Genomic DNA, 18,765 nt, shown 5'->3' with positions numbered 1-18,765 from the left:
GTTCAAGATTATTTAACTTGAAGTGTTACTGTTTGACCTTCTGAATCTTTCATTTGATAAGCTTGTGTATTAATCTTCAAGCCCTTTAGTGTTTCTGCCAATTCAGCATTTTCAGTATCATTTTGTGCATCATAGATTGCCTGTGCAACAAGTGACGCATTCTTCATAGCACCGAAATATGAAAGGTGAAGATCGTCTTGCTGTGCTCCGCTAAAGTAAACATTGAAGTTCTTTGACCAGTATTCCTTATTTGAACCTGATGCTGTATAATCAGCATATCCAAGACCTGAAAGGTTTACACCTAAAACGCCTTTTTCCTTAGCTACTTCAAGAATCTTAGGACCGAACTTAACGTCTGCTTTATTTGTATCACCACGAGCCGCACCAAAGTTTGGTGTTGACAAAATCAATGTGATACCTGCTTTTTCACAATCGTCTGCAATTTCTTCAAGAGCAGTTGCCATCTTAGCCTCACTACTGTAGTTTGCATCATTGTAACCACATTCCATAATCATGTAGTCACCGGCTTTTGCATTAGCCAATACACCAGGGAATGTGCTTGCCTGCAAGCCTGTTGCATAGTTACCGCTTTCTGCAAGGTTAGTTACATTCAAGTCTGATGAAATGAACTTATCCATAACTTGACCCCAACCTGTTTGAGCGTCACCGGCTGTCGGAATACCGTCACCGTCTTCGTCGGCAAATGTGCCGTAGTAGTTTGATACAAGTGAGTCACCCAAGATATATACATGAGTCTTTCTCGGAATAATTGAAGGTGCTTTCTTAACAACGATTGAATCCATATTTGAATCATTATCCTTCATTGTTACAACCGCACTGCCGCCTTCAACCTTAACGTCCTTAGCTGTGTAAGTAGAACCCGAAGTTGCTCTGCCCTTACCGTATTGGTCAACGTTCTGACCTACCATATTACCGTTTACGAATATATCGGCTCTTGTACCGTTTGACTTCTTAAATGTAAAGTCATACAAACCGTCGCATAGAGGAATTGTCTTACCTGCCGCTACATTACCAACACTTGTGTATGAATAAATCGGAGATACTTCATACTTAGCAGCACCTGTCATATCAACAGTTACTTTACCGTCTGTTGACTTTGTTTCTGTTTGATTAACAAGTACGCCGTCAGCTGTTGCTGTTGTTACACGATACTGTGTATCTGCCGCATAATTTGCAAGCTTTGTTACATCAACGTCAACATTGCCTGTTGCCTCGCCCGATTCACTGTACTTAGCAACTGTTGCTGTCTTAGTTTCTGTCTTTGTCTTACCAGGGTTACCTACTGTAACTGAAACTGTGTAGCTGCCAAGTTTACCTGTTGTTGTTACAACGCCTGTAGCTGAATCTATTGTTGCAATATCACTGCCGTCTGTTATAGCATATGTAACAGCCATCGGTGATTCGTCACCGTATTGGTCAATGATATTCTTTGCCTGATATGTTACTTTGTCACCGGCATTGACTGCTACCGGACCTTCAATATCAAATGATTTTACTTCTGCAAAATCCTTAATTGTAACTTCATGAGTTGCTTTCTTAGGTGTTTCTGTTGTGCTTAGACTGCTTGTGTAAGAAACAACTGCAACTGTATCTGCCGCAACTGTATCCGCAACTGAAAGGACACCCTTTTGGTCGATTGTTACACCGTCAATCGGACTACCGCTTGCGTCTGCTACTGACCAAGTATATGTTTCACCTTCTGCAAGTGAGAAGATTGAACCCTTAAATGCCTTTGTTGCTGTAGTACCCGAAACCTTAGCAAGTTGACTGTCACCGACAATTTCAACTTCTGCTACATCAGAATCTGAAATAACAAGATTTGTAAGCGTACACAATCTTTCGTTCGGAACACCTGCACCGCCTGTCATTACAATCTTAGCAATATCATTAACTGTACCTACCTCGTATTCTGCCAAAGTAGTACCGTTGTAGCTTAGAATTGCTGATGTAACGCCTTTTGCATCTGTCTTTAGAACAAATGTAGCACTTGATTTTTCGCCAAGTTCACCCATCTTACCTATTTCAGTACCTGTATATGACTTGTCTACAACAGAGTAATCTTTGACAACACTTGAACCGGCAAAGTCAATATCAATTACCGCTGTTCCTTCTGAGTTAAGGAACTTCAAGCTTCTTTCTTGTGCACTGATGTTCTTTACAGTCATAATATTATCGAATGTAATCATCTTTGCACTGCCTGCTTTTAGTTCAACCGGTGTAGGCAATGTAATTTCTGTTGTTGCCTTTCCGCCCACACTTGCCGGCCATACTATTGAATTAACACCGTTTACTGTTTCCATTCTCGGTGTACCGTATGTTGCTTCACCTGTACCCGGTTCATAGAAATCGTATCCGTATACAGTAACTGTTCTTTCTGCGCTGATTGCAGGATTTGACACAGATGCTACTGTAAGCTTAACTTCCTGTGTACGTGATGTACCAACGTTTGGTGTAATTGACAATCCTTCTATTGTGGCCTTTGCATCATCAGATGTCAATGTATATGTATTTTCACCTGTGAAGTCATTGCCGTATTGATCTTTTACATTTGCAACAGAATATGTTGCCGCCGTTCCGTCTTTAATAACTGCCGGACCGACAATATCCCATGTTGTTGCTCTTGCTGTGTTATGAATATGGATTGTTTTTTCATCTGTTACGTTTGTACCCTTAACAGTTGCTCTTACAACTACATCAACACCGTTATCGTCTGTAAGAGGATATTGAGGTGTAAGTGTAATAACACCGTCATTGCCGATTGAAATTGTATCAGGCTGACCAGGAAGTGACCATTCAACTTCTGCGTTATCCATTACAAGACCTGCATTATCATATACTGTTGCAGTGAATGCTTTTGAAGTTGCGGTTCCGCTTGTAGGAAGATAGATATAATCTTCTCCGCCGCCTAATTCTGCTCTTGTTGCAACTGCCTCACCTACATATTCAAGAACTAAATCGTTATCATTAGTAACTTCTGTAGTTTCCAATTTTGCAGTTGAAACAGGTTTCATTCCTTGAGTAGAATCCCAAAGCATATACTTTTCTGTGCAACCTGTTTTTTTAACCGGTTTAACAGTGTATGTACCGTTTTGAATATCTACATCTGTTGTTGTGACGCTGTCAAGAGTTTTGTCAGCCTTGTAATAAGCGTGTACAAGAGTTGCTTTGTTTACATCCGACGCAATATTTTCAAATTTATAAACACTGCTTGTTTCGCCTGATTTTGCCACAGTCACTTTGCCTGTTAAAGCCTTGTGCTTTGCAAGTTTTAATGTATAATCATATGTACCCGGAAGGTAATATGCCTCTACTTTACCGCTTGCAGGAACAGTATATGTATCATCGCCGATTGTAAGAATTGCTCCTTCAACCGATTCACCGTCTTTGTTTGATTTTACATTAAATGTAACCTTTTCTCTGTCAACTGTTTTTGCTGTAAAGTCATCAATAAAGAAAGGTCTGTCCCAATCTTTTTTCTGATCATATTCAATAGCAATTTCGCCGATATTACTGCCTGAGGCAAATTCAGCTGTTGTATTACCCAATGTAACTTCTCCGCCATTTTCATTAAATGTCACATATGCGCTGATGTCTGTATATTTACTGTCTGAGAATGCCGAATAGCTTGCATCTTTAACTTCATCACCCACTACAAGTGCTATTCTTCTTGCCCAATCACTGCCACCGCTTGTGACTCTGAATTTGAACAATTCTGTGCCGTCAGTTGACTTAAATACCATGTCCCAAGTTGCTGTATTTTGCATAAAGCTCTTAACCGAACCTGCTTTAAATGTCATTTTAACATCTTTTGTTTTACTACCCATTCCGTTCGGAACTTTAAGAATGCTCTTTCCGTCATTAGCAGTAAGAGATAGTGCTTTGTTTGTACCTCCCCAGTCATTTCCGATAACTACATCCCATTTGTAACCGTTACCGTCAACAGCACTTTCACCGTCAAAATTTTCGCTGATGTCCACACTGCCGTCCCATGACGGGTCAACTGTAGGAGCAGCTGTAGGCGCCTCTGTAGGCGCTGTTGTAGCCTCTGTTGCTTCTGCTGTTGCAGTCGGTGCTGTTGTTGCTTCTGTTGCTTCCGCTGTTGCAGTCGGTGCTGTTGTAGCCTCTGTTGCTTCCGCTGTTGCAGTCGGTGCTGTTGTTGCTTCTGTCGCTTCCGCTGTTGCAGTAGGTGCTGTTGTTGCAACAGTTGAATCTCCCGCATTTTCTGCGTCAAACATAGTTATTCTGTTGTCAAAAACATCGAACAAACTGTCTTTTGAATTTACAGGAGCCGCAAAGCTCGTAAATGCAGAAGTTATCATTGACACTGCGATTGCCAATGACAATATTTTCTTTTTGTTACTCATGTGCTTTCTCCCTCTCTTTCTGATTTTTACACGACAAACCATCGCATAATACAACATGATAGCTATATTATACATCATTTACTATTTTTTTTCAATAGTATTTCTACGACTAAAATATTATCACTGATTTTTAAACATTATTTGTTACCTATATTTGTATAAGATATTGATTTTATATCGTTTTTCCCTTATAATAATAAGTAATAAAACAATTCGGAGTGATAAAATATTTTGAGTAAAGCAACGCAATTTTTAAAAGGTGCAAGGCTCGGTATGCCTATTGCACTCGGATACATACCCGTTTCATTTTCATTCGGTATGCTTGCCGTACAAAACGGAATACCCGCTTGGGCGGCAATAGTAATTTCAATGACTAACCTTACTTCTGCCGGACAATTTGCCGGTATGAACATAATTTCCGCCGCCGGCGGTATGTGGGAAATGGCAATTACGACATTTGTGATAAATCTTCGATATATGCTTATGTCGCTTTCCCTGTCACAAAAAATCGGTAAAATGTCGCTTGCAAGAAGGCTTATCACAGCATTCGGCATAACAGACGAAGTATTCGCCGTTGCGTCAACAACACCGATTGCCATTACATTTCCGTTTATGCTCGGACTGATTGCAATACCGTACATCGGCTGGACACTCGGCACAGTGCTCGGTGCTTTTATAAACAATCTGCTGCCGACATCACTTGCGGACGCAATGGGAATAACATTATACGCAATGTTTATCGCAATAATTATCCCTGCGTCAAGGAGAGATAAAAACGTACTTTTTGTACTTATCGCCGCAGTTATATTGAGTTGCGTTCTGTATTTCGCACTTCCTTTTATATCATCGGGCTGGGCTGTTATCATAACGGCAGTGTTGGCGTCGGCATTCGGTGCGACGTTCTTTCCGCACAATGAGGAGGGCGAAAAATGAAAATGATTGCTTTAATGGCTGTTATGGCAATAGTGACGTACATAATTCGTGCATTGCCTATAACACTTTTCAGAAAAGAAATAAAATCAAAATGGCTTAAATCGTTTTTATATTACATACCGTATGCCGTACTCGGCGCTATGACGTTTCCGGCTATATTTTTTTCGACAGGCTCGGTTTTCTCCGCCTCGCTCGGATTGGTCGGTGCTATGCTTATGGCCTTTTTCGACAAGGGGCTTATGGCTGCCGCCGTTACGTCTGTTGTGATTGCATTTGTGAGCGGATTTTTTGTGTAATATACCACCTAAATTTACATATTATATTATCAGAAAGGAACGGATGTTATGAGCTATGATATTGATTATCTGACACTGCTTTCACAGCAGTATCCGACAGTTAAAACCGCATCAACCGAAATTATTCGATTGCAGTCAAGGCAAAAACTGCCGAAACTTACAGAGCATTTTATGAGTGATATTCACGGTGAATACGAATCTTTTTTGCACATTTTAAAAAATGCCTCCGGTGTAATCAAGGACAAGATTACGCAAATTTACGGTCGTACGTTGTCCGAACGTGACAGACAAGTTCTCGCCACTCTTATTTATTATCCGGAGCAAAAGCTTGAATATATCAAGGACGAAGTGGACGATATTAATGATTGGTACAAAATCACTTTATATCGCCTTATAGAAATATGCCGCGTTGTTGCGTCAAAATACACACGAGCAAAAATCAGAGAATTTTTGCCGGAGGCGTTCGGCAGTACGATAGACGAACTTATACACGCAAATACAGATTACGGCTCGGACAAAGAAACATATTATAACGAATCTATTTCAACAATCGTCGAACTCGGACAAGCCGATGATTTTATTGTGGAAATTTCAACACTTATCCAAACACTTGCAATCGGTCGTCTGCATATTATCGGCGATATTTTTGACCGTGGTCCGCGAGCCGATATAATTCTTGACACACTGACGAAGTACCACAGTGTCGATATTCAATGGGGCAACCATGATGTTCAGTGGATGGGTGCCGCTGCGGGCAGTTTGGCTTGTATTGCAAATGTACTTGCTATTTCCACCAAGTATTCAAACTTTGACTGCCTTGAGGACGGTTACGGAATTAATATGCGTCCGCTTACGGTATTTGCACTTGAAACTTATGCGGACGATCCGTGCGAATGCTTTATACCTCGAAATCCGAATATGGTTTATATTTCTCAGCATGACGAAAACTTTTGGGCAAAGGTACATAAAGCTATATCTGTAATTCAGTTTAAGTTAGAAGGACAAATTATAAAACGTCACCCTGAATTTAATATGGACAACCACCTTATGCTTGACAAAATCAATTACGAAAACGGAACAATTATGCTTGAAGGCAAAGAATACAAATTAAAAGATACCAACTTCCCTACAATCAATCCCGAAAATCCGTTTGAACTTACAGACGCCGAAAAAGAGCTTATGAATTTATTGCGTTCATCGTTTTTACGCAGTGAAAAACTTCAAAATCACGTCAAATTCTTATACGAAAAAGGCAGTATATATCTGACATTCAACAACAATTTGTTGTATCACGGCTGTATACCGATGAACAGTGACGGTACTTTTACGGAAGTTACACTTTTCGGTGAAACGGTAAGCGGCAAATCGCTCATGGACAAAGCCGAACAGCTTGCACGTGACGGTTATTTTGCCAAAAACGGTTCCGAAGAAAAAGAATACGGCAAAGATTTTCTGTGGTTTTTATGGTGCGGTTGCTACTCCCCTGTTTACGGCAAAAATAAAATGACTTCGTTTGAACGATATTTTATTGATGATGAAAGTACATGGGTGGAAATTAAAGACGAATATTATCACCTTATCGAAAAGCCGAGTGTATGCAACAAAATTTTATGTGAGTTCGGAATTGACCCGAATAATTTTTCTCACATTATAAACGGTCACGTTCCCGTAAAAATCAAGAAAGGCGAAAGTCCAATTAAAGCAAACGGCAAACTTTTAGTCATAGACGGCGGTCTTTCAAAGGCATATCAGAAAGTCACAGGACTTGCGGGTTACACATTGCTGTTCAATTCACACGGTTTGCTTTTAAGTGCGCATGACGCATTTGAATCTATCGAAAGTGCCATAAAAGAAGAAAAAGACATTCACTCAACGCTTGACGTTGTTGAACTTGCTCCGAACCGTTTACTTGTTGAGGACACTGACGCAGGTAAATCGTTATCGAAAAAAATCACCGACTTAAAAGCACTTGTTGACGCATATTTAAAAGGAAAAATAAAAACACATTAAATAAAGAGAGGAAATCCACAAATGAATTACGAAAAAGAACCACTGCATATTTCAACATCCGTACCCAACGGCACTTATGAAGTAACTGTCACAGTTACCGCACACGAAGATATTATTTTCACAATACTTTCGCAGTCACGCCGTTTTATGGCACAAGATATAAATCTTGGCAAGGGAGAAAGCTCAGACATTACTTTCAATGTAAGCGTATGTGACTACCACAAAAACAACGAAGATTACACAAACGTAAACGGAGTTGAAATTGATATTATGTGCGACGGTGATTTTACCGCACTTTCCGCAGTATCGCCTGTCAATATTCCGACAGTTTACATCGCCGGTGACTCAACCGTCACAGACCAGCCTGCCGAATATCCGTACAACGCTGCCTCTACATACTGCGGTTGGGGTCAAATGTTTCCGCAATTTTTTAACACGGGCATTGCGGTTGAAAACCACGCTCAATCAGGTTCTACAACCGAAGATTTTAAAAATGTGAATTTCACCGCATTCAAAGACAAAATCAAAAAGGGTGATTTCCTGATTATCGAGTTCGGTCACAACGACCAAAAAATAGATACTCTTGACGCGTTCGGCGGATACACGGAAAACTTAAAATATTTTGTAAACTTTGTCCGCGAAAAAGGTGCAAATCCGATAATATGTTCACCAATTAACAGAATTATATTCCAAGAGGACGGAACACTTCTTAACTTGCTCGGTGATTACAGAACAGCAGTTAAAAACGTATGTGACGAAATGAATGTACCGTTTATCGACTTGTGGTCACGCACAACCGAATTTTTTGAGGCGGCAGGAGCGGTAAAAGCTTGGGATTATTTCTGGGGCAACGGCACTGACCGCGATTACACCCACACAAACGATATCGGCGGCAACATCGTTGCACGATTTGTTGCAAACGAAATGATTAAAAACAACGTTCAGCCGATAGCAGACTTAATCAAAAAAGATATGATTAACGTCGAAATGCCGAAACACGATTCAAGTGTCAAACCGCAAAATTCAAAAGAAATCGAACACTTAAAAACAATCGGTCTTGTCAACATTCCGAAAGCGTCCGAGCTTGCCGACCTTGACAAAGACATCACCAATATCTAATACAGAGGCTGTCGTCATAATGTCGCCAGCCCAAAAATCACATCTTGCGATGTAATTTTTGAGTATTTTTTGTGAAAAAATCTAAAGTTCCTCCACAGTCGAAACTTTAGATTTTAAGCCATTTCTGCCGCACATGTCGTCAGAAATGATTTCCAATGAGGTTAGCACCTCATACTCCAAAAAACAAAGCATACAAAACCATAACGGTTTTGTCTACAAAATAACAAAAACTGCATTTTGAATAAAATCAAAATGCAGTTTTTTTATATCTTATCTTAATTGAGCACCGATTTGATTTTCAAGATTTTTAACAACCTTATCAAATACTTTCTGTACTTCATCACCTGTCAAACTTCTGTCTGCGCTTCTGTATATAGCACTGTATGCAACGCTCTTTTTGCCCTCAGGTATCTGTTTACCCTCGTAAACGTCAAACAACTGCAAGCTTTCAAGCATTTTACCCGATGCCTTTTTGATTACATTTTCAATATCCGCAACAGGAACTGTCTTATCAACAAGCATTGCTATATCACGAGTTACGGCAGGATACTTAGGAAGTTCCTTAAACTTAATATCAGTCTTAATATTAAGGAATACATTTTCAAAATCCAATTCGGCAATATATACAGGAGTTTCAATTCCGTATTTTCTGCTTACTGCAGGGTGAATTTCACCGATTATGCCGATTACCTTATTGCCGGCACTTATCTTTGCACATCTTCCCGGGTGGAATGTCGGGTTATCTGTTACGGCCTCATACTTAACATTCTTTACGTTAAGTTGTGCAAACATTGTTTCGCATATACCCTTAATGTCATAGAAATCTACGTTATCGCCGTACATACCCATTGTGATTTTAACAGGTTCGTTCGGAAGTTCACCGTCCGTTGTCGGAATAAATATCTTTCCTATTTCAAACAACTTGGCAGACGGATTTCTGTAATTATAGTTTCTTGACAATATATCCATCATACTTGCGATAGTAGTTGTACGCATTACCGATGTGTCCTCGCCAAGCGGATTTGTAATTTTTACAACGTTTCTCATTTCACTGTCTTTCGGAATATTCAGTTTATCGAATATTGACGGACTTGTGAATGTGTATGTGTAAATTTCGTACATACCTTGTGCTGTAAGAAGTTCGTTCACTCTGTCCTGTATCTGCTGACGTTCTGTTTTCATTCCGCAAGTAGCCTCGCCCGAAAGAAGTGTTACAGGTATTTTATCGTAACCGTAGAAACGTGCAACTTCTTCCGCAATATCCGCCTCACCTTCAAGGTCAGGTCTGAATGACGGAGGAGTTACAGTCATCTTGTCAAGGTCAACCTTGATTTCAAGTGCGTCAAAATACTTAACCATATCCTCTGTCGGAATGTCTGTTCCAAGGAACGCATTAATTTTATCAGGTCTGAAAGCAAGCGGCTGCATATCTGTTACGTTACCCATAACGTCAATCATTCCGCCGACATTTTCACCACAGCCAAGTTTTTCTACAAGCTGACACGCTCTTTCAACGGCAGGAACTGTATTGTTATAGTCAAGTCCCTTTTCATATCTTGATGATGATTCTGTTCTAAGACCGACACTTTGTGCTGTAAGTCTTACAGACGCACCGTCAAATGTAGCCGATTCAAAAATAACAGTTGTTGTATCATCCTTAACTTCACTGTTAAATCCGCCCATAACACCTGCAATAGCAACAGCTCTGCCGCCGTCTGCGATTACAAGGTCGTTTGAAGTAAGTGTTCTGTCCTGTTCATCAAGAGTCTTTATAACTTCACCGTCATTTGCACGTCTTACGATAATTTTGTTATCCTGTAAATCTCTCAAATCAAATGCGTGCATAGGCTGACCGTATTCAAGAAGTACATAGTTTGTTATATCGACAATATTGTTGATAGGTCTTACACCGCACGCACGAAGTCTTTCCTGCATCCAACTCGGTGACGGGCCGATTTTAACGTTTTTAACCATTCTTGCACAGTATCTCTTACACTTATCCTTGTCCTGTACATCAACGCTGATTGTATCGGCGATATTTTCACTGTTTTCGTTAAACTTAACTTCAGGAATAGTGAACTTTTTATTAAATGACGCCGCTGTTTCACGTGCAAGACCGATTATGCTGAAACAATCAGGTCTGTTTGAAGTGATTTCAAATTCAACGACAGTTTCATTCATACCGAATATATCCTTAATATCCGTACCGATTTTTGTATCGTCCGGAAGAATAAGAATACCGTATTCAGGTTCATAACCAAGCATATCCTCTGTTATACCAAGTTCATCGTGTGAGCAAAGCATACCGTAAGATTCAACGCCTCTAAGCTTGCCTTTTTTAATTTTTCCGTCAGGAAGTACCGCACCGACAAGTGCAACGGGAACGATTATACCTGCTTTTACATTCGGCGCACCGCAGACAATCTGCAAAATCTCGCCTGTTCCCGCGTCAACCGTACACACATGAAGATGGTCACTGTCAGGGTGATCTTCACAGGTAAGCACCTTACCCGCAACTACATTCTGAACAGATTCGCCCATATTCTCCCAACCCTCAACTTTAGAGCCTGTCATTGTAAGTCTGTCTGAATATTCTTTCGGCGTAACGTCTATATCCATATAGTCATTAAGCCAACTCATAGGTAAATTCATTATATTTCATTCCTTTCAATTTCCGAATAATATATTAAAACTGGTCTAAGAATCTCAAATCATTTTCAAAGAAAAGTCTAAGGTCGTTAATATCATACTTACCCATTGCAATTCTTTCAAGACCGATACCGAAAGCAAATCCCGAATATACTTCAGGGTCAATACCGCAGTTTGCAAGTACCTTAGGGTGTACCATACCGCAGCCCAAAACTTCAATCCAGCCCTCGCCTTTACATACGCTGCAGCCTTTACCGCCGCAAGCGAAACACGAAACGTCAACTTCGGCTGACGGCTCTGTAAACGGGAAATGGTGAGGTCTGAAACGTACTTTTGTATTTTCGCCGTAAAGACGGTGGATAAACATTTCAAGAGTACCCTTTAAATCTGCCATTGTAACACCTTTATCAACTACCAGTCCTTCGATTTGGTGGAATACAGGTGAGTGAGTCGCGTCAACCGCATCACTTCTGTAAACTCTTCCGGGTGCTATAATTCTGATAGGCGGTTTCTTCTTTTCCATAACACGAACTTGGATAGGTGAAGTTTGTGTTCTCAAAACCGTATTTTCGTTTATATAGAATGTGTCCTGAGTATCACGTGCAGGGTGATTCGGTGGAATGTTAAGCGCTTCAAAGTTGTAGTAGTCAAGCTCAACTTCCGGACCTTCTGCGATTTCAAAACCCATTCCGATAAATGTGTCTTTAATGTTGTTCATTACTTTTGTAAGCGGATGAAGTTTACCTGTTTTTTGTGCCTTACCCGGCATTGTAACGTCGATTACTTCGCTCTTTAGCTTGATTTCTTCAAGCTTTTCTGAAATTTCCGCTTTCTTCGTATCTATATGGTTTTCGATTACACCGCGAATTTCGTTTGCAAGCGCACCGATTTGCGGTCTTTCTTCTTTGCTTAACTGTCCCATACCTTTTAGTACGGCAGTAAGTTCACCCTTTTTACCGAGAAACTTTATTCTTGCTTCTTCAAGAGCATCAATGTCAGTTGCTTTTTGAAGTACATCAAGGGCATTTTTTTTGATTTCTTCTAACTTTTCTCTCATTTCAAAATTCCTTTCAATATAAATTAAAAAACACTCCGTCCCATAAGGGACGAAGTGTGTAAATTCAAACTCCGCGGTACCACCCGACTTCCGATAAAATATCGGCACTCAATTATGTATAACGGCACTACCCGTCACAGACTACTTGCAAACCACTTTCACCTATGCAGCTCCGGAATGAAATTTCAAATAAATCCTTACCGTATCGGCTCACAGCTCAATAACCGATACTCTCTTTAGGCGGTATATACCTTACTTTGTTCCATCATTGCTTTTAATATTCAATAATAAAGTATTATATCACCTTTTTTTTATTTTGTCAATCAATAACACAAAATTATTTAAAAGGATTGATTTTTTTGCCAAAAAATTATATAATTTATCCCGAAAGGGTTGATTTGAATTGAAAGAAGAAATTTTAGATATATTAAAAAATGCAGACGGATATATTTCAGGCGAACGCATAAGCGAAATGTTGAATGTTTCGCGAACGGCAATATGGAAACACATTAAATCATTACGCGAAAGCGGTTACAAAATCGAATCGGTCACGAACAAAGGCTACCGCCTTATTTCCTCGCCCGACATCATAACCGAAAGCGGTATCAAAAGCGGACTTACCACCGATTTTATCGGTCACAACTTATTTATATATGATGAAACCGACACGACAAACAATCGTGCAAAGGAAAGCAATTCCTCGCCTGACGGCAGTGTATTTATCGCCGAAGTGCAAACGCACGGCAAAGGCAGTCGCGGACGCGGTTGGACTTCTCCAAGAGGGATAGGCATTTGGCATTCAATCCTTTTAAAGCCCGAAATCTCCCCGCTTGAAGTTTCGCAAATAACGCTTGTCGCAGGTCTTGCCGTCTGCAAGGCTATCGGTCTTAATTCAATGATTAAATGGCCTAACGACATTGTTATTAACGGTAAAAAAATCTGCGGTATTCTAACCGAAATGTCTGCTGAAATAAATATGGTCAACTACGTTGTATGCGGTATCGGTGTAAATGTAAACACAGAATCATTCGATGCCGACATTGCCGACAAGGCTACTTCGATGTTTATCGAAAGCGGTCACAAATATGTGCGAAACGAATTAATCGCAAAATTGTTAAACGAATTTGAATATTATTATAAGAAGTTTCTCGACGGTGGACTCAATGCAATTCTTGATGAATACAAAAAGTGTTGCGTCACGCTCGGCAGAGAAGTAAACGTCATTTTCAAAAACGAAACGGTTCGCGGAACTGCTGTTGACGTTGACGAAAACGGCTCACTCGCCGTACAAACCGAAAACGGTATTATTCACGTCACTTCCGGTGAAGTTTCGGTCAGAGGTATCTACGGTTACATCTAAAATCGGATATATTATGAATAAATTGTAAATTGTTAGCACTCACATCTGTTGAGTGCTAATTTTGTATTGACAAATCTTACTTTGAGTATTAATATATATTATGTAAATTAATTAAACTTCAAGGAGTGATTTATATGGCAAAAGGTAATATTTCAGTTGACAGTGAAAATCTTTTCCCTATTATAAAAAAATGGCTTTATTCCGATAAGGATATTTTCCTTAGAGAACTTGTTTCAAACGGTTGTGACGCGGTCACAAAATTAAAGAAACTTGCAAGTATCGGTGAAGCTCAAATTGACGAAAACGAAAAATTCAAAGTTACCGTATCAATATTTAAGGACGCTAAAAAGCTTGTCATCAGTGATAACGGTATCGGCATGACTGCCGAAGAAATCGACAAGTACATCAATCAAATAGCATTTTCGGGTGCAAGCGACTTCCTTTCAAAGTACAAAGAGGAGGACGACAAAGGTTCTCAAATTATCGGTCATTTCGGACTTGGTTTTTACAGTGCGTTTATGGTTGCCGACAGTGTTGAAATTGATTCGCTTTCATATCAAGACGGTGCAAAGGCCGCAAAATGGACTTGTGACGGAAGTATGGAATTTGACTTAACAGACGGTGACAGAACAGAAAGAGGTACTTCAATAACTCTTAACATCGCCGAAGATTCGGAAGAATTTCTTGAAGAAAGCAAAATCCGTCAAATTCTTCATAAGTATTGTGCATTCCTACCTATTGAAATATATGTTGAAGTTCCTGAGGACAAACACGAAGATCACTGCGACTGCGGTCACGATCATGATCATGAACACGAGGACGATACACCGTCAGAGCCAAAGCCTATCAACAACACAACACCGCTTTGGATGAAAAAGCCGTCGGAGTGTACAGACGAAGAATACAAGGAATTTTACAGAAACGTATTTATGGACTTCAACGAACCGCTTTTCTGGATTCACCTTAACGTAGACTATCCGTTCAACTTAAAAGGTATTTTGTACTTCCCTAAAATCAATCATGAATTTGCAGGTCAAGAGGGACAGATAAAGTTATACAACAATCAAGTATTTGTTGCCGACAACGTAAAGGAAGTTATTCCCGAATTTCTAATGCTTTTGAAGGGTGTTATCGACTGTCCTGACTTGCCGCTTAACGTATCACGAAGTTTCTTGCAGAATGACGGTTATGTTAAGAAAATTTCTTCACATATTACAAAGAAAGTTGCGGACAAGCTTACAAGTATTTATAATAACGAACGTGAAAACTATGAAAAGTATTGGGATTATATCAATATATTCATTAAATACGGCTGTTTAAGAGATGAAAAGTTCTATGAAAAAGTTAAGGATGTAATTATTTATAAGGATATTGACGGTAAATATTTGACGTTGGACGAATACCTTGACGGCAAGGAAGAAAAAGACGTTTATTACGTTTCTGATCCGCAAACTCAATCGCAGTATATCAATATGTTCAAAAATCAAGGACTTAATGCCGTTGTACTTCCGTCAATGATGGATACACATTTTATTTCACTTGTTGAAATGAAACAGCCCGGTGTTAAATTCAAACGTATTGATTCCGCCATAAATGACATTTCGGACAACACAGAAAAAGACGATTCAACTAAAGAACAAGAAGAAAAGTTGATTGAAAAGTTCAAGAATGAAATCAAGGACGATACATTGAAAATCGAAGTGCAGTCACTTAAAGACGATTCAATCCCTGCCGTAATTTTGCTTGGTGAGCAGTCAAGACGTATGCAGGAGATGTATAAGGCTTACGGTCAGCAAATGGCAGGTATGGCTGATATGTTCCACGATGAATTTACACTTGTACTAAATTCAAACAACTCACTTATCAAGAAAATAGATACATTAAATGACGAGGACGCAAATCTTGTTATTGACCATGTTTACGACTTAGCGAAAATAAGCCACAGTCCTTTGCCGGCAGAACAAATGACAAAGTTTATCGAACGCTCCAATAAATTGCTTGAAAAACTGTTTTAATTAACAGTTTTTTCTTCCATCGTCAAAGAGGGACACTAAATTTCAGTTTAGTGTCCCTCTTTTAATATGTTTAATAATTCTTCTATTGTATCCACAGTATAATCCGGCACTTCAAATTCATTTTTAGGTGTGTTTAACTTGTGAATACCCTGTTTTACGCATACGGTTTTCATACCCAACTTTTTAGCCGGTGCAACGTCATTATCCACCCTGTCACCGACCATCACAGCATTTTCACCTTTACAGTCGGCTTTCTCAAGTGCTTTTTGAAAAAGTCTTATATCGGGTTTTGATACACCCTCCTCCGCAGAGGATATGACAAGGCTGATATACTTTGCCAAGCCGTACTTTTCAAGGCGTTTTTGTGTCCCCAACGGCTGATTGGCTATAACTCCGATTTTGTACTTACCATACAGTTGTGACAAAACATTTTCAGAATATTCATAAGGCATTTCAAGCTCACTGTGCCATTCTGCCCTATTCAATCCCGATATAATAACAGCGTCATCATACGGAATTAAATTTTTCAAAGCACAGTCGTCCATTAATTTATAAAACTCGCTTACGCTTATGTTGCTCCCTTTTACCGTATCGCTGACGCGTTTTTCCCACGCCTTGCTTTCGTCAACAAGCGTTGAACCGACATCGAAAAATATCCACTCTATCATTCTCTTATCTGACCGTCACCGTAAATTATATATTTAATAGAAGTCAATGCCTCAAGTCCCATTGGACCTCTTGCGTGCATTTTTTGTGTACTTATGCCTATTTCAGCACCAAATCCGAACTCAAAACCGTCCGTAAATCTTGTTGACGCATTAACATAAACCGCCGCCGCATCAACCTCATTCAAGAACTTTTGCGAATGTTCGTAATTGTTTGTAACAATCGCCTCAGAATGTTTTGTGTTGTACTTATTAATATGCTCAATCGCCTCATCAATTCCGTCAACGACTTTTACCGCCATAATATAATCATTATATTCAGTATAATAATCCTCGTCTGTCACGTCATTTACATCTGCAAATATTGCTTTTGAATTTTGGTCGGCTCTGATTTCAACATTCTTTTCTTTCAGTGCCTTGAACATAACAGGAATAAATTTATCCGCTATTTTTTTGTCTATAAGCAAAGTTTCGGCGGCATTGCACACAGACGGACGTTGTACTTTCGCATTAAGCACAATTTTAACCGCCATATCAATATCCGCGTCCGCATCAACGAAAACGTGGCAGTTGCCTGCCGCCGTTTCAACAACGGGAACTGTCGCATTTTCAACAACCGAACGAATAAGTCCCTTACCGCCGCGCGGGATTAACAAATCTACATATCCGTTCATTTTCATAAGCTGAGTTGCTGTTTCACGCGAAGTATCTTCTATTATATTTAGTGTCCCCTCAGGTATTCCGACACCGTATGCCGCGTCCTGCATAATTTTCATAACAGCTTTGTTTGAATTGATTGCTTCACTTCCGCCTCTTAAAATGCAAGCGTTTGAAGTTTTAAGGCAAAGTACCGCCGCGTCAACCGTTACATTCGGTCTTGCCTCGTAAATTATTGCAATAACGCCCATAGGCACACGTTTTTGACCGATAGTCAATCCGTTTGGTCTTTTCCACATTTTTATTACTTCACCGATTGGGTCGGCAAGTGCTTTGACCTGTCTTACTCCCTCCGCAATTCCGTCAATGCGTTCTTTTGTAAGAGTAAGTCTGTCAATCATAGCTTGACGTGTTCCGTTTTTCTTTGCGTTTTCTATGTCAATGTTGTTTGCCGCAATAATTTCATCGGCACGTTCTACAAGTGCATTTGCAATAGCCTCAAGTGCATTGTCCTTTGTAACCGTACTTACTGAAACCATTTTATATCCTGCATCTTTTGCAAGAGTGCATTTTTCCAAAAGCTCGCTCATTATTCTTCCTCCTTATCGAAATTCTTCGACACAAACAATGTTCCAACAGGCTTTCCGTCAAGTATATCGTAAAGTGAATCAACATTGTTTCCGTTTGCGATTATCATATGAATACCGGCATTTGTCGCTCTTTCGGCAGCCTCAAGCTTTGTCACCATACCGCCCGTACCTCTGCTTGTTCCCGCACCGCCTGCAACATCTCTCACTTCGTCAATATCGTATACTGTAGGAAGTAATTTTGCGTTTTTATTCTTGTGTGGGTCATCGTCGTACAAGCCGTCAATATCGGAGAAAAGTACAAGTAAATCCGCGTCAACAAGGTCGGCAACGACTGCCGATAAATTATCATTGTCGCCGATTTCGATTTCGTCATAACTTACCGTATCATTTTCGTTTACAACAGGAATTATCCCCATTTCAATAAGCGTTGTAACAGTATTTTGAATATTTCTCTTTCTGCGCGGAATTGCAATATCCTCACGCGTTAAAAGCACCTGTGCAACGGTGTTGTTGTAACCCGAAAACATTTTGTCGTAAAGATACATCAGTTCGCACTGTCCGACTGCCGCAATGGCTTGTTTGCCCTTTGTATCTTTCGGCTTTTCAGCCAAACCGAGTTTACCGAGTGCAATTCCCTGCGCACCAGATGAAACAAGAATTATCTCCTTGCCTTGATTTCTTAAATCAGAAAGCACCATAGACAGTCTGTCTATAAGTTTTAAATTCATTGTTCCGTGTTCATATGTAAGCGTAGACGTTCCGACTTTGACAACAATCCTATGCGCCATAGACACGTCCTTTAATATATCGTTCATTGCCATCCTCCTATAAAGCATATAGTTATTTCTATTATATCGCTTTATGGGTTGTTTGTAAAGTCATTTTTATCTTACCTTATTCTTCAAAATTTTACTTGCATTTTTTTACTCTCTATGATACTATATAAATATATCTTTACAAAATTTTCATTGTATCATATAACAATAATGTGAATTTTATTATATATTATACAACATTGTGGGAGGTAAT

The 18,765-nt window shown here is 39.7% G+C and carries 12 protein-coding genes and 1 other annotated feature; of the genes, 6 read left to right on the top strand and 6 right to left on the bottom strand.

Annotated features, from left to right (window positions below; genetic code table 11):
* Positions 1-8 precede the first annotated feature (8 nt).
* Positions 9-4,385, bottom strand: coding sequence for an SGNH/GDSL hydrolase family protein (locus ACSAMO_RS11100; protein ID WP_499209315.1), 4,377 nt, complete (start codon positions 4,383-4,385; stop codon positions 9-11).
* Between the two features lie 273 nt (positions 4,386-4,658).
* Here ACSAMO_RS11100 and ACSAMO_RS11095 point away from each other — a divergent pair, with 273 nt between their 5' ends.
* From ACSAMO_RS11095 to ACSAMO_RS11080, 4 genes are read left to right on the top strand one after another with little or no spacing between them, the layout of a single operon-like run.
* Positions 4,659-5,318 (top strand): AzlC family ABC transporter permease, encoded by a 660-nt coding sequence (locus tag ACSAMO_RS11095; RefSeq protein ID WP_118445811.1) that lies wholly within the window; start codon positions 4,659-4,661, stop codon positions 5,316-5,318.
* Positions 5,315-5,614 carry an AzlD domain-containing protein gene (locus ACSAMO_RS11090; RefSeq protein ID WP_117965035.1) on the top strand — a complete coding sequence of 100 codons (300 nt, stop codon included), beginning with the start codon at positions 5,315-5,317 and terminating at the stop codon, positions 5,612-5,614. Before ACSAMO_RS11095 ends, ACSAMO_RS11090 begins: the two co-directional genes overlap by 4 nt.
* A 48-nt stretch (positions 5,615-5,662) precedes the next feature.
* Positions 5,663-7,624 carry a fructose-1,6-bisphosphatase gene (locus ACSAMO_RS11085; protein ID WP_482489765.1) on the top strand — a complete coding sequence of 654 codons (1,962 nt, stop codon included), beginning with the start codon at positions 5,663-5,665 and terminating at the stop codon, positions 7,622-7,624.
* A 21-nt stretch (positions 7,625-7,645) separates the two neighbouring features.
* Positions 7,646-8,743, top strand: coding sequence for a rhamnogalacturonan acetylesterase (locus ACSAMO_RS11080; RefSeq protein ID WP_499209314.1), 1,098 nt, complete (start codon positions 7,646-7,648; stop codon positions 8,741-8,743).
* A 270-nt stretch (positions 8,744-9,013) separates the two neighbouring features.
* Here ACSAMO_RS11080 and pheT read toward each other — a convergent pair whose 3' ends face one another.
* Positions 9,014-11,395, bottom strand: a complete 2,382-nt coding sequence (gene pheT, locus ACSAMO_RS11075; protein WP_337869851.1) for a phenylalanine--tRNA ligase subunit beta — start codon at positions 11,393-11,395, stop codon at positions 9,014-9,016.
* A gap of 34 nt (positions 11,396-11,429) precedes the next feature.
* On the bottom strand, positions 11,430-12,449 hold the full coding sequence (gene pheS, locus ACSAMO_RS11070) for a phenylalanine--tRNA ligase subunit alpha (RefSeq protein WP_022230448.1): 1,020 nt from the start codon (positions 12,447-12,449) through the stop codon (positions 11,430-11,432).
* A 42-nt stretch (positions 12,450-12,491) separates the two neighbouring features.
* Positions 12,492-12,727: a binding site (T-box leader), on the bottom strand.
* A gap of 125 nt (positions 12,728-12,852) precedes the next feature.
* Here pheS and ACSAMO_RS11065 point away from each other — a divergent pair.
* Complete coding sequence (locus ACSAMO_RS11065; RefSeq protein WP_412274367.1) at positions 12,853-13,809, top strand: biotin--[acetyl-CoA-carboxylase] ligase; 957 nt, start codon at positions 12,853-12,855, stop codon at positions 13,807-13,809.
* Positions 13,810-13,943: 134 nt separating this feature from the next.
* Positions 13,944-15,824 (top strand): molecular chaperone HtpG, encoded by a 1,881-nt coding sequence (htpG, locus tag ACSAMO_RS11060; protein ID WP_499209313.1) that lies wholly within the window; start codon positions 13,944-13,946, stop codon positions 15,822-15,824.
* 47 nt (positions 15,825-15,871) lie between these two features.
* Here htpG and ACSAMO_RS11055 read toward each other — a convergent pair whose 3' ends face one another.
* The 3 genes from ACSAMO_RS11055 to proB are packed head-to-tail and all read right to left on the bottom strand — an operon-like array spanning position 15,872 to position 18,551.
* On the bottom strand, positions 15,872-16,492 hold the full coding sequence (locus ACSAMO_RS11055) for an HAD family hydrolase (protein ID WP_147513547.1): 621 nt from the start codon (positions 16,490-16,492) through the stop codon (positions 15,872-15,874).
* Positions 16,489-17,739, bottom strand: coding sequence for a glutamate-5-semialdehyde dehydrogenase (locus tag ACSAMO_RS11050; protein WP_499210101.1), 1,251 nt, complete (start codon positions 17,737-17,739; stop codon positions 16,489-16,491). The genes ACSAMO_RS11055 and ACSAMO_RS11050 overlap by 4 nt, the downstream gene beginning before the upstream one ends.
* On the bottom strand, positions 17,736-18,551 hold the full coding sequence (gene proB, locus ACSAMO_RS11045; RefSeq protein WP_117965064.1) for a glutamate 5-kinase: 816 nt from the start codon (positions 18,549-18,551) through the stop codon (positions 17,736-17,738). The genes ACSAMO_RS11050 and proB overlap by 4 nt, the downstream gene beginning before the upstream one ends.
* Positions 18,552-18,765: the final 214 nt, after the last annotated feature.

The sequence above is a fragment of the Ructibacterium sp. SJQ-7 genome, from assembly GCF_054696575.1.
The sequence above is the reverse complement of the archived record's forward strand: the minus strand, read 5'-3'. Positions and strand labels throughout refer to the sequence as shown.

Bases quoted from the DNA above. Each gene is read 5' to 3' on its own strand.
- ACSAMO_RS11100 (WP_499209315.1), bottom strand. From the start codon at position 4,385: ATGAGTAACAAAAAGAAAATATTGTCATTGGCAATCGCAGTGTCAATG.
- ACSAMO_RS11095 (WP_118445811.1), top strand. From the start codon at position 4,659: ATGCCTATTGCACTCGGATACATACCCGTTTCATTTTCATTCGGTATG.
- ACSAMO_RS11090 (WP_117965035.1), top strand. From the start codon at position 5,315: ATGAAAATGATTGCTTTAATGGCTGTTATGGCAATAGTGACGTACATA.
- ACSAMO_RS11085 (WP_482489765.1), top strand. From the start codon at position 5,663: ATGAGCTATGATATTGATTATCTGACACTGCTTTCACAGCAGTATCCG.
- ACSAMO_RS11080 (WP_499209314.1), top strand. From the start codon at position 7,646: ATGAATTACGAAAAAGAACCACTGCATATTTCAACATCCGTACCCAAC.
- pheT (WP_337869851.1), bottom strand. From the start codon at position 11,395: ATGAATTTACCTATGAGTTGGCTTAATGACTATATGGATATAGACGTT.
- pheS (WP_022230448.1), bottom strand. From the start codon at position 12,449: ATGAGAGAAAAGTTAGAAGAAATCAAAAAAAATGCCCTTGATGTACTT.
- htpG (WP_499209313.1), top strand. From the start codon at position 13,944: ATGGCAAAAGGTAATATTTCAGTTGACAGTGAAAATCTTTTCCCTATT.
- ACSAMO_RS11055 (WP_147513547.1), bottom strand. From the start codon at position 16,492: ATGATAGAGTGGATATTTTTCGATGTCGGTTCAACGCTTGTTGACGAA.
- proB (WP_117965064.1), bottom strand. From the start codon at position 18,551: ATGAACGATATATTAAAGGACGTGTCTATGGCGCATAGGATTGTTGTC.